Here is an 11,921-nt window from a genome sequence, read left to right as displayed (position 1 = left end):
GCAGGCAGGGAGGCCGGGACCCGGGCGAGCGAGAACAACCGCTCGCCCAGAGCGGATCCGGCGCCGGGATCACGCTTTGCCCAATCCCGAATCCCGATTCCCCACTCCCTGCCCCACCTCTACATGCTCCACCACCTCCAGCCCGAACCCGGCCAGGCCGATCTGCCGGCGCGGCGTGCCGAGCACGCGCAGCTTGCCCAGGCCCAGGTCGGCCAGGATCTGGCTGCCGGCGCCGTTGCGCCGCCACTGCCCCACGTCCTTGCCGTGCGCCGCCTCCGGCTGCGCGCGCAGCCGCGCCAGGAGCGCATCGCTGTCGCGCGGCGCCGACAGCACCACCATCACCCCGCGCTCGGCGGCGGCGATCGCGCGCAGCGCATCGCTGGCGGCCACGCCGAAATCGTCGCGGCGCCAGTGCAGCAGGTCGGCCAGCGGGTTCTCCACCTGCACCCGTACCAGGGTCGGCGTGTCGGCATCCGGGGTGCCGCGGACCAGGGCGAAGTGCAGGTCGTGGGCGATGCGGTCGCGGTAGGTGACCAGGGTGAAGCCGCCGAACTCGGTCTCGATCGGCCGCTCGTCGATGCGTTCGACGGTGTGCTCGGTGGCCAGGCGGTAGGCGATCAGGTCGGCGATCGAGCCCATCTTCAGGCCGTGGGTGCGGGCGAACGCCTCCAGTTGCGGACGCCGCGCCATGCTGCCGTCGGGATTGAGCACCTCCACCAGCACGCCGGCCGGCTCCAGCCCCGCCAGCATCGGCAGGTCGCTGGCGGCTTCGGTGTGGCCGGCGCGGGTCAGCACCCCGCCCGGCTGGGCGATCAGCGGGAAGATGTGGCCGGGCTGGCTGAGGTCGTGCGGCTTGGCGTCCGGTTTGACCGCGGTGCGCACGGTGTGGGCGCGGTCGTAGGCGGAGATGCCGGTGGTGACGCCCTCGGCGGCCTCGATGCTGACGGTGAAGTTGGTATGGAACTGCGCGGTGTTGCGCTGGACCATCGGCGCCAGGCCCAGCTGCGCGCAGCGCTCGCGGGTCAGCGACAGGCACACCAGGCCGCGCGCGTGGGTGACCATGAAATTGATGTCTGAAGGCTTGACCAGCTCGGCGGCCATGATCAGGTCGCCCTCGTTCTCGCGGTCCTCGTCGTCGACGATGACCACCATGCGGCCGGCGCGGAGTTCTTCCAGCAGCTCGGGGACGGAGGCGAAATTCAGGCTCGGGATAACGGAAGGCGACATGCGGGGACTCGCGGAAAGACGGAAGGTGCCGCGCGCGCCGCAGGCAGCGGCGCAGCGTGGCGGATAGGCAGAAGGCCGGACGCGGCCAGGATCAGTCCTGGCGGCCCTGCAGCAGGCGTTCGACGTAGCGCGCGACCAGGTCGATCTCCAGGTTCACCGCCGCGCCGACGGCGGTCTGCGCGAACGCGGTGTGCGCCACGGTGTGCGGAATCAGCGCGACCTCGAAGCCCTCCGCGTCGACCTCGTTGACAGTAAGGCTGACCCCGTCCACGCAGATCGAACCCTTCTTGGCGATGTAGCGCAGCAGCGCCGCCGGTGCGGCGAAGCGCCAGCGCTGCGCGCGCGCGTCGTCGTGGATCGACAGCACCTCACCGAGCCCGTCGACGTGGCCGCTGACCAGATGCCCGCCGAGGCGGTCGCTGGGGCGCATCGCACGCTCCAGGTTCAGTATCGCGCCCTCGGCCAGACGGCCAAGCGTGGTCAGCGCCAGGGTCTCGGTGGAGGCGTCGGCCTGGAACGAGGCCGCGTCGAAGGCGACCACGGTCAGGCACACGCCGTTGACCGCGATGCTCTCGCCCAGGCGCACGTCGGCGAACGGCAGGCTGCCGGTGGCGAAGGTTAAGCGGAGATCGCCGCCCTGCGGCTGGCGTGCGGCGAGATGGCCGACGCCTTCGATGATTCCGGTGAACATAGCTACGTTTCTCGCAATGGGGTGAGCGAAAAACGCCACAAGGCAAACAGGCACGCGCACAGCCGCAAGGCTGCGCGAAGGCCGTCTTCTTTCATCCGGACTATACCGTCGGCTCCGGCATCGCACCGGATCTGCTGACCTTCCCGATTCGGCGCGTCGCGCCTGCGCCGGGAAGCGCTCGCGGGCTCGTGCGCGAACGCACCTACCGCCGGTGGGGAATCGCACCCCGCCCTGAAGACGTTTGTGGTCGCCGGCGAACCGGCCTGGGCATTCTAGCAGGCGCGGTCAGGCGGGCCCGATCCGCACTGGCGATCAGGACAGGACACTGCATCGCGCAGCATGCCTACCCCCCCCAATACAGCAATGTGAAATATTTGTTAATATATTTAAGGCGACAGAGACGTCGCCCGTGTCCGCCCTGCAACGGGGCACCGACACTGCCATTCATTCGGAGAGCACCACCCATGCGCAACACCCTGATCCTGGCTGCCCTGTTGGCGGCCGCACCCTTTGCTGCGTCGGCCGAGGGCCTGAGCTACACCTATGTCGAAGCCGGCTACTCGCGCCTTGACCCGAAATCGGATGCTCTCGATGGTGCCTATGTGCGAGGCTCCGTCGCCATTGCACCCCAGGTTTTCGTGTTCGGCGGCTACACCCGCGTTACCGACACCCGGTACTACTCGATCTTCGACGACGGCAGCCACGACCTGACCGAAAAGTACATCGCCAGCGATTCTGAGATCGGCATCGGCTACCACATGGAATTCACCGAGAAACTGGACTTCGTCGCCGATGCGGCGTTCCAGCGCAGCCAGCTCGAACTCAAGTCGAATTTCCTCGGCGACCGCTATACGACCAAGGACCATGCCAACATCGGACAGGTCACTGCTGGCGTTCGCGGCAAGCCGTCGGCACGCACCGAAGCCTGGATCAAGGGCGGCTACTTCGACGGCAACGCGATGAAGCAGGGCAAGTTCGTCGGTGTGCTTGGCGGCCAGGTCAACGTCACCCGGACTTGGGGTCTGGTGACCGAGTTCCGGTTCGTCGAGCACAGCAACCAGGGCTGGCTGGGCGTGCGCGCGAGCTTCTGATCGCGAAACAGCTCCATCAAGAAAGGTCCCGAGCGGGACCTTTCTTTTTGCACTCGATTACCGGTAATACATCGCCGTCGATCGTATGGAAAGGCAGGCCACCGTGGCCGGCAGCGTCCTTGTCAGGCATCCACAGCCGCCGGCCGCAGCAGCAGGCGCAGGTCGTCGCCGAGCTGGCGCACGTCCTGCAACTGCAGCGGTACGCGTTGCGCCATGGTCTCGATGCCGAGCCCCGCCAGCAGCGGACGGGCGGTATCCCCCAATAGGAGCGGCGCCATGTACACCAGCACCTCGTCGACCAGGCCGGCGCACAGCAGTGCGCCGCTCAGCGTCGCCCCGGCCTCGACCTGCACCTCGTTGATGCCGCGCTCGCCGAGCAGGCGCAGCGCCGCGTGCAGGTCGCAGCGGCCGTCGTGCAGCGGCACCGCGGCGAACGCGGCATGATCCAGCGACGGTGGTGCGCAGTCCGGCGCATGCAGGTACAGGGTCGGCGCGCTGCCGTCGCGGACCTTGGCCTGCGCCAGGCTGCGCAGCTGTGCGTCCAGCACCACGCGCAGCGGCGGGGCCACCTCGATCGCCGTGTCCAGGCGTACGGTCAGCGCCGGATCGTCGGCCAGCACGGTCCCGGCGCCGGCGAGGATGGCGCCGGCGCGGGCGCGCCAGTGCTGCACGTCCTGGCGCGCCGCCGGTCCCGTGATCCATTTCGACTCGCCGCTGGCCAGCGCGGTGCGCCCGTCCAGGCTGGCGCCGAGCTTGATCCGCAGCCACGGCCGGCCGCGCTCCACCCGCGACAGGAAACCGCGGTTGAGCGCGCGAGCCTGCGTGTCCATCAGGCCCGCCTGCACCGCGATGCCAGCCTCTCGCAGCAGCGCGAAGCCGCCGCCGTTGACCTGCGGGAACGGGTCGGCCATCGCCGCCACCACCCGCGCCACCCCGGCCTCGATCAGCGCCAGCGCGCACGGCGGGGTGCGGCCGTAGTGCGCGCACGGCTCCAGGGTCACGTAGGCGGTAGCGCCGCGGGCGCGTTCGCCGGCGGCGCGCAGCGCGAACACCTCGGCGTGCGGCCCGCCGGCGCGCTGGTGGAAGCCCTCGCCGACCACGACACCGTCGCGCACGATCACGCAGCCGACCATCGGGTTGGGCCGTGTGGTGTAGGCGCCGCGCTCGGCCAGGCGCAGGGCCTGCGCCATCCAGCGATGGTCGTCGGCGGAGAAGCCGGGGACGGCGTCGGCGCTCATGCGGATGCGGTGGCAGCGCTGACGTCGCGGCGCATCACCACGATCTGCAGCAACCCCAGCGGCAGGTCGGCATGGCGCTGCCAGCCCAGGCGCTCGTAGAACGGCACCAGCACCGGCTCGCAGTACAGGTACAGCCACTGCACGCCGAAGCGCGCGGCAGCCTGCACGCAGTGCGCGACCAGGGCGGCGCCGACGCCGGCACCGCGCGCCTGCGGCCGCACGTACAGCGTCGCCAGCCACGGCGAAAACTGGCGGATGCGCGCGTCGTCGTTCTGCAGCAGGCTCACCGACCCCAGCCAGTCCTCGCCGTCCAGGGCGATCCAGCTGGTCGGGATGCGGCGGTCGTCGCGGTGGCTGCGCAGGTCGGTCTCGGCCTCCACCACGTTCCACTCCGGCAGCAGCGGGCCGAAGGCCTGCAGATGCTCCTGCGCCAGCGCGGGGATGTGCTGCGCCGCCTCGGCCAGACAGACGATGCGCATGCGCTCAGCGCTTGCCGGTCTTGTCGCCCGGCTTGGCCGCGCGCACCAGGTCCAGCAGCGGCAACTGCTCGCTGCCGACCGGCAACTCGCGCTCGAGCTTCTCGATCTCCTCGCGGAAATCGGCCACGTCCTGGAAGCTGCGGTACACCGAGGCGAAGCGCACGTAGCCGACGTGGTCGAGCTTGCGCAGCTCGGCCATCACGTACTCGCCGACCCGGATCGAGGGCAGTTCGCGTTCGCCGGACATGCGCAACTGGTGCACCACCGCGCGCACCGCCGCCTCGATCTGCTCCTCGGCCACCGGCCGCTTCTGCAGCGCGCGGTCGAAGCTGGTGCGCAGCTTGCGCGCATCGAACGCCTCGCGCCCGCCGTCGCTCTTGATCACCGTCGGCAGCTTGAGTTCGATCGTCTCCAGCGTGCTGAAGCGCTCACCGCAGGCCTCGCACTCGCGACGCCGGCGGATCGTCGCGCCGTCCTCGGACACGCGCGAATCGATCACCCGGGTATCGGTGTGCTGGCAGAAGGGGCAGTGCATCAGGGGCTGGGATTGGGGATTGGGGATTGGGGATTGGAAAAGGCGCGCACCTCAGGACAGGAGCTTACGCCCCATCCCGAATCCCGACTCCCCAATCCCCGCCGCTCAGCCATACACCGGATACTTGCGGCACTGCGCGGTCACCGCGTCGCGCACGCGCGCCAGCACCGTGTCGTCGGCCGGGGCGTCGAGCACGTCGGCGATCCAGTTGGCCAGGTCGACGCAATCCTGTTCCTGGTAGCCGCGGGTGGTGATCGCCGGGGTGCCCAGGCGCAGGCCCGAGGTCACGAACGGCGAGCGCGGGTCGTTGGGCACCGAGTTCTTGTTGACGGTGATGTGCGCCTTGCCCAACGCCGCTTCCGCGTCCTTGCCCGAGACGTCGCGGCCGATCATGTCGACCAGCATCAGGTGGTTCTCGGTGCCGCCGGAGACGATCTTGTAGCCGCGCGCGATCAGGCTCTTGGCCATGGCCTGCGCGTTCTTCACCACCTGCTGCTGGTAGCTGGTGAACTCCGGCTCCAGCGCTTCCTTGAACGCCACCGCCTTGGCCGCGATCACGTGCATCAGCGGGCCGCCCTGGATGCCGGGGAAGACGATCGACTGCAGCTTCTTGGACAGGTCCTCGAGCTTGTCGCCGGCGCCGGCGGCACTGGCGACGATGATGCCGCCACGCGGGCCGCGCAGGGTCTTGTGGGTGGTGGAGGTGACCACGTGCGCGTGCGGCAGCGGGGTCGGATAGACGCCGGCGGCGACCAGGCCGGCCACGTGCGCCATGTCCACGAAGAAGTAGGCACCGACCTTGTCGGCGATGGCGCGGAAGCGCGCCCAGTCGATCACCTGCGAGTAGGCGGAGAAACCCGCCACCACCATCTTCGGCTTGTGTTCCAGGGCCAGCCGCTCGACTTCGTCGTAGTCGATCAGGCCCTGGTCGTTGACGCCGTACTGCACGGCGTTGAACAACTTGCCGGAGGCGTTGACCTTGGCGCCGTGGGTCAGGTGGCCACCGTGCGCCAGCGACATGCCGAGGATGGTGTCGCCCGGCTGCAGCAGCGCGAAGTAAACCGCCTGGTTGGCCTGCGAGCCGCTGTGCGGCTGCACGTTGGCGTAGTCGGCACCGAACAGTTGCTTGACCCGGTCGATGGCCAGCTGCTCGGCGACGTCGACGAATTCGCAACCGCCGTAGTAGCGCTTGCCCGGATAGCCTTCGGCGTACTTGTTGGTCAGCTGGCTGCCTTGCGCTTCCATGACCAGCGGGCTGCAGTAGTTCTCGCTGGCGATCAGCTCGACGTGGTCTTCCTGGCGGCCGGCTTCGGCGGCGATGGCGCGGGCCAGGTCGGGGTCGTAGGTTTCGATGCGGGCGTCGCGCGGGAACATCGGGTCTCCAGGGGCATGGACAGAAGGCAGACGACTAGTTTAAGCCCCGCGCGCGGCCGAGGGCGAACCAAAACGCAGACGGCCTCCCGAAGGAGGCCGTCTGGCGATGCCGCAGCAGGGCTCAGCGGCCGCTGAGCACCAGGTCGGCGATGATGCCGGTGGCGATGGCGACCAGCAGCAGGTTGCCGGTGTCGTCGCGCACCCAGCGGTAGCCGTAAGGCGGGCGCCGGACCTGGTAACGGTCGTAGTCGTAGACCACGTAGTTCGGGCCGTAGTAGCGCTGGCCGCGCGCCCAGCGCGGCGGGCCCGGGCGGTAGTAGACGACGTCGGGGCCGTTGCGATAGCCGTCGCGGTAGCCGCGGTCGTAGGCGCGACGGGCGTCGCGGCGGTCGCGCTCACGGTCGCGCCAGTAGCGCTCGCGATCGGCGTCGCGGTAGCCGCGGTCGTACCAGCCATGGTCGCGCGGACCCGGTCCCGGCGGCGGGGGCGGCGGCCCCGGAGGACCCGGAGGACCCGGCGGGCCCGGCGGGCCCCAGCCCGGGCCGGGACCCGGACCGCCCGGACCCCAGGCGAATGCGGATGGCGCCATGAAACCCAGCGCCAGCGCGGACGAGAGGGCGATTGTGGCAATGCGTTTCATGTTCATGGCAACTCCGTCACGTGGTGTGGCGGTTGCATTTAGGCCGTTTTCGTCTGAACCGTCTCCTGCTGGAATCGGTTACGTATTCAGCTTCACGGATCGGGCTAGGAAAGCGTTCATCCAGCGGCATTTCCGGCCTGCGCGTGCAGGCGCAACAGCGCCGCCTGCGCCGTGTCATCGGCTGGCAAATAGACCACCAGGCGGTTGCCGTTGCGCGGCGCCGACCACCAGTTGACCTGCTGCAGGCGCAGCTCGCCTTCCTGCGGATGGCGGAAGCGCTTGAGCTGGTTCTCCACGCCGCGCACCTCGCGCCGCTGCCGCCACAGCGCATCGAACTCGGGCGAGGCCGCGCGGTAGCGCGCCAGCAGCGCCTCCCATTCCGGCTCGCCCAGGTGTTCGGCCATCGCCGCGCGCAGCAACGCCACCATGTGCTGCAGCACCTCCTGCCGATCGAGCAGCGCGTCGCGCCAGCGCGGGTTGGTGAAGGCCTGATAGACGCAGTTGCGATCGGCATCCGCCAGGTCGGCCAGGGTCACGCCCATCAGCCGCTCGAAGGCCGGGTTGGCGCCGAGGATGTCGAAGCGCGGGGTCTGCAGCATCGCCGGCCACGGGCCGAGCTGGTCCAGCAGCATGCGCCCGGTGCCGGTCAGGCGTTGGCACGGCGGCGGCGCCAGGGCGGTCGTGCCGCCCACGCCGGCCAGCGCCAGTACGTGCGCGGTTTCGACCTCCGAACACTGCAGGGCATGGGCGATGGCGGTCAGCACGCGCGCCGAGGCGCGGACCGGGCGCCCCTGTTCCAGCCAGGTGTACCAGGTCACGCCGACATCGGCGAGCAAGGCCACTTCCTCGCGACGCAGGCCGGGGGTGCGGCGCCTGCCGCCGCGCGGCAGTGCCAGGCGGGCGGGGTCCAGGCTTTCGCGGCGCGCGCGCAGGAAGGCGCCCAGCGCCCGGGCGCGCTCGCTGGCCAGGGCCGGGCCCGACGCAACAGGCGTGGCCGCCCGCTCCGGCTTGGAGGTGGAATGCGCGAGGTCCAGTTGCATCGTCTTCTCCGCTTCGCAGTTCGCCAGTACCCAACGACACCGTGTCGACAGGCGGTGCAGGCGTGTCTGTGACGCCGCCGGAGACGGCGCCCCACGCGACCGTCCGGGACACCAGGGAGGCAGCGACAGTACCAGGATAAATGAGTCCTTGTACCAGTTTATCGACTCACCATACTGCGCGCCATGACCACGCCCTCCCCCGCCTCCGCCATGCCCAACACCGTCCCCACCCTGAGCCACCGCGGCCTCGGCATCCTGCTGATCGGGCAGATGCTGCCGCTGATCGATTTCTCCATCCTCAATGTCGCGCTCGGCTCGATCGCCCACACGCTGCATGCGTCGGCGACCCAGCTGGAGCTGATCGTGGCCGTCTACGGCGTCGCCTTCGCGGTGGGCCTGGCGGCGGGCGGGCGGCTCGGCGACAACCTCGGGCGGCGCCGCGTATTCGGTGCCGGCGTGCTGCTGTTCGGCCTGGCCTCGTTGCTGTGCGGGGTGGCCGGCTCGGTCCCGGCCCTGCTGGCCGGCCGCATCCTGCAGGGCCTGGGCGCGGCGCTGGCGGTGCCGCAGATCCTGGCCACCATCCACGTCAGCCTGCACAGCAAGGCGCACGCGCGGGCACTGGCGCTGTACGGCTCGCTGGGCGGCATCGCCTTCGTCATCGGGCAGGTGCTGGGCGGCGCGCTGGTCAGCGCGAACATCGCCGGCTCCGGCTGGCGCAGCGTGTTCCTGATCAACCTGCCGTTCTGCCTGCTGGCGCTGGCCTGCCTGCGCGCCGTACCGGAGACCCGCGCGGCGCGGCGGATGCCGCCCGATCTGGCCGGCGCCGGGCTGCTGGGGCTGTTCCTGGCCTGCCTGCTGCTGCCGTTGGCGCTTGGCCCTGCCCTGCACTGGCCGCCGGCGTGCCTGGCGGTGCTGGCGGCCTGCCTGCCGCTGCTGGCGGCGCTGACCCGGGTCGAACTGTGGCAGGAACGCCGCGGGCGGACGCCGTTGCTGCCGCCGGCCTTGCTGCGGCTGCCCAGCGTGCGCTTCGCGCTGCTGGTGGGCGGGGTGTTCTTCACCTGCTGGAGCGGCTTCATGTTCGTGCTGGCGCTGACCCTGCAGACCGGCGCCGGCCTGTCGCCGCTGCACTCCGGCAATGCCTTCCTCGTGATGGGCCTGGCCTACTTCGCTTCCGCACTGGTCAGCGCCCGCGTGGCGGCGCGCTGCGGCCCGGTGCCGACGCTGCTGCTGGGCTGCCTGGTGCAGATGCTGGGCCTGTTGGGGCTGGCCTGGACGCTGCACGCCGTGTGGCCGCATCCGGACGCGCGCACTCTGGCCCCGGCGACGGCGCTGATCGGCGCCGGCCAGGCCTGGATCGTGGCCAGCTTCTACCGCATCGGCCTGTCGCAGGTCCCCACTGCCCATGCCGGCGCCGGTAGCGCCATGCTCTCCACCATCCTGCAGGCGGCCATGGGCCTGGGGCCAGCGGCGCTGGGTGCGATCTACGCCCACGCCCGCGGCAGCGGCAGCCTGGCCGCGATGCAGGCGGCGCTGACCAGCGAGTGGCTGGCGATGCTGCTGCTGGTCATCTGCGCGCTGCTGTATCTGCGCCGGCAGCGTCGCGCGGGGGCAACGGCGACGGCAACGAGCGCAGCGCTGCCGCCGATCGCCGAGTAGGCCGTGCGGCACCGCCCGCGCGTCTGCCGCCGCCACCGTGCGGCAACGAATGCCGGCGGCCGTCCGGCTATAATCCGCCATCCTTTTCGACGCCCTCCGGCCGCCGGCCGGCGGGCGCCCTGCGCCTTTGGAGCCGCCATGTCGCAATACATCTACACCATGAACCGGGTCAGCAAGACCGTGCCGCCCAAGCGCCAGATCATCAAGGACATCTCGCTGTCGTTCTTCCCCGGCGCCAAGATCGGCCTGCTCGGCCTCAACGGCGCCGGCAAGTCCACCGTGCTGAAGATCATGGCCGGCGTGGACACCGATTTCGAGGGCGAGGCGCGTCCGCAGCCCGGCACCAAGGTCGGCTATCTGGCGCAGGAGCCGGAACTGGACCCGAACAAGACCGTGCGCGAGTCGGTCGAGGAAGGCGTGGGCGAAGTGCTGCAGGCGCAGGCCGCGCTGGAAGCGGTGTACGCCGCCTATGCCGAGGAAGGCGCCGATTTCGACGCACTGGCCAAGGAACAGGAGCGCCTGGAAGCGATCCTCGCCGCCGGCGATGCGCACACCCTGGAGAACCAGCTCGACGTGGCCGCCGACGCGCTGCGACTGCCGCCGTGGGACGCCAAGATCGCCAACCTGTCCGGCGGCGAGAAGCGCCGCGTGGCGCTGTGCCGGCTGCTGCTGCAGAAGCCGGACATGCTGCTGCTCGACGAACCGACCAACCACCTCGACGCCGAATCGGTGGAGTGGCTGGAGCAGTTCCTGGCGCGCTACACCGGCACCGTGGTCGCGGTCACCCACGATCGCTACTTCCTCGACAACGCCGCCGAGTGGATCCTGGAACTGGACCGCGGCCGCGGCATCCCGTGGAAGGGCAACTACACCGAGTGGCTGATGCAGAAGGACGAGCGCCTGAAGCAGGAAGAGAACCAGGAGAAGGCGCGGCAGAAGGCGATCCAGAAGGAACTGGAGTGGGCCCGGCAGAACGCCAAGGGCGGCCGCTCCAAGGGCAAGGCGCGTCTGGCGCGCCTGGACGAGCTGCAGTCGGTGGACTACCAGAAGCGCAACGAGACCAACGAAATCTTCATCCCGCCGGGCGAGCGCCTGGGCAACTCGGTGATGGAGTTCAAGAACGTCTCCAAGAAGTTCGGCGACCGCCTGCTGATCGACAACCTGTCGATGATCATCCCGCCAGGCGCCATCGTCGGCATCATCGGCCCCAACGGCGCCGGCAAGTCGACCCTGTTCAAGATGATCACCGGGCAGGAGAAGCCGGATTCGGGCGAGATCGTGGTCGGCCCGACCGTGCAGCTGTCGTACGTGGACCAGAGCCGCGACAAGCTGGAAGGCAACCACAACGTCTTCCAGGAAATCGCCGGCGGCCTGGACATCCTCAACATCAACGGTGTGGAGATCCAGTCGCGCGCCTATATCGGCCGCTTCAACTTCAAGGGCCAGGACCAGCAGAAGATGGTCGGTTCGCTGTCCGGTGGCGAGCGCGGCCGCCTGCACATGGCCAAGACCCTGCTGCAGGGCGGCAATGTGCTGCTGCTCGACGAACCGTCCAACGACCTGGACATCGAAACCCTGCGCGCGCTGGAAGACGCGCTGCTGGAGTTCCCGGGCAACACCTTCGTGATCTCGCACGACCGCTGGTTCCTGGACCGCATCGCCACCCACATCCTCGCCTTCGAGGGCGACTCGCACGTGGAGTTCTTCCAGGGCAACTACCGCGAGTACGAGGAAGACAAGAAGCGCCGCCTCGGCGACGACGCCGGCCCCAAGCGCCTGCGTTTCAAGGCGCTGAAGTAAGCCGCAGCGCTTTCTGCAGCACCCGCCACGGCCCGCCTCGCGCGGGCCGTGTGCGTTTTGGGCGTTGGCTGCTATCAGCGCGGTCGTAGGAGCGGCTTTAGCCGCGACCGGGCATTACCGGTAACGCCCGGTCGCGGCTAAAGCCGCTCC

At 69.8% G+C, this 11,921-nt stretch carries 11 protein-coding genes and 1 riboswitch; of the genes, 3 read left to right on the top strand and 8 right to left on the bottom strand.

What is annotated here, in order from left to right:
• Nucleotides 1-69: 69 nt before the first annotated feature.
• Both ribB and PIQ37_RS07965 read right to left on the bottom strand, forming a co-directional pair.
• Nucleotides 70-1,203 carry a 3,4-dihydroxy-2-butanone-4-phosphate synthase gene (ribB, locus tag PIQ37_RS07970; protein WP_342073136.1) on the bottom strand — a complete coding sequence of 378 codons (1,134 nt, stop codon included), beginning with the start codon at nt 1,201-1,203 and terminating at the stop codon, nt 70-72.
• A gap of 115 nt (nt 1,204-1,318) precedes the next feature.
• Complete coding sequence (locus PIQ37_RS07965; protein ID WP_342073050.1) at nt 1,319-1,918, bottom strand: riboflavin synthase; 600 nt, start codon at nt 1,916-1,918, stop codon at nt 1,319-1,321.
• Between the two features lie 79 nt (nt 1,919-1,997).
• Nucleotides 1,998-2,161, bottom strand: a riboswitch (FMN riboswitch).
• Between the two features lie 221 nt (nt 2,162-2,382).
• Here PIQ37_RS07965 and PIQ37_RS07960 point away from each other — a divergent pair.
• Nucleotides 2,383-3,009 carry a hypothetical protein gene (locus PIQ37_RS07960; protein ID WP_342073049.1) on the top strand — a complete coding sequence of 209 codons (627 nt, stop codon included), beginning with the start codon at nt 2,383-2,385 and terminating at the stop codon, nt 3,007-3,009.
• A gap of 122 nt (nt 3,010-3,131) precedes the next feature.
• On the opposite strand, the gene ribD is transcribed toward PIQ37_RS07960, so the two are convergent.
• From ribD to PIQ37_RS07930, 6 genes are all read right to left on the bottom strand, one after another.
• The gene (gene ribD, locus PIQ37_RS07955; protein ID WP_342073048.1) at nt 3,132-4,247 is read right to left on the bottom strand and encodes a bifunctional diaminohydroxyphosphoribosylaminopyrimidine deaminase/5-amino-6-(5-phosphoribosylamino)uracil reductase RibD; all 1,116 of its coding nucleotides are present in this window, start codon (nt 4,245-4,247) and stop codon (nt 3,132-3,134) included.
• Complete coding sequence (locus PIQ37_RS07950; protein WP_342073047.1) at nt 4,244-4,726, bottom strand: GNAT family N-acetyltransferase; 483 nt, start codon at nt 4,724-4,726, stop codon at nt 4,244-4,246. Before PIQ37_RS07950 ends, ribD begins: the two co-directional genes overlap by 4 nt.
• A gap of 4 nt (nt 4,727-4,730) precedes the next feature.
• Entirely contained in the window at nt 4,731-5,261 is a 531-nt protein-coding gene (gene nrdR, locus PIQ37_RS07945; protein WP_010340907.1) for a transcriptional regulator NrdR, read from the bottom strand.
• A gap of 105 nt (nt 5,262-5,366) precedes the next feature.
• Nucleotides 5,367-6,635, bottom strand: a complete 1,269-nt coding sequence (gene glyA, locus PIQ37_RS07940; protein ID WP_342073046.1) for a serine hydroxymethyltransferase — start codon at nt 6,633-6,635, stop codon at nt 5,367-5,369.
• A 121-nt stretch (nt 6,636-6,756) separates the two neighbouring features.
• Entirely contained in the window at nt 6,757-7,281 is a 525-nt protein-coding gene (locus PIQ37_RS07935) for an RcnB family protein (RefSeq protein WP_342073045.1), read from the bottom strand.
• 110 nt (nt 7,282-7,391) lie between these two features.
• Nucleotides 7,392-8,315 carry a helix-turn-helix transcriptional regulator gene (locus PIQ37_RS07930; RefSeq protein ID WP_342073044.1) on the bottom strand — a complete coding sequence of 308 codons (924 nt, stop codon included), beginning with the start codon at nt 8,313-8,315 and terminating at the stop codon, nt 7,392-7,394.
• Nucleotides 8,316-8,498: 183 nt separating this feature from the next.
• Here PIQ37_RS07930 and PIQ37_RS07925 point away from each other — a divergent pair, with 183 nt between their 5' ends.
• Both PIQ37_RS07925 and ettA read left to right on the top strand, forming a co-directional pair.
• A complete protein-coding gene (locus tag PIQ37_RS07925; protein ID WP_342073043.1) occupies nt 8,499-9,971 on the top strand; it encodes an MFS transporter in 1,473 nt (490 codons plus the stop codon).
• A gap of 138 nt (nt 9,972-10,109) precedes the next feature.
• Complete coding sequence (gene ettA / locus PIQ37_RS07920) at nt 10,110-11,771, top strand: energy-dependent translational throttle protein EttA (RefSeq protein ID WP_342073042.1); 1,662 nt, start codon at nt 10,110-10,112, stop codon at nt 11,769-11,771.
• Nucleotides 11,772-11,921: the final 150 nt, after the last annotated feature.

Origin of the sequence: Xanthomonas protegens (genome assembly GCF_038442435.1) — a bacterium.
GTDB lineage: Bacteria > Pseudomonadota > Gammaproteobacteria > Xanthomonadales > Xanthomonadaceae > Xanthomonas_A > Xanthomonas_A sontii.
This window is presented reverse-complemented; position numbering and strand designations above follow the sequence as displayed.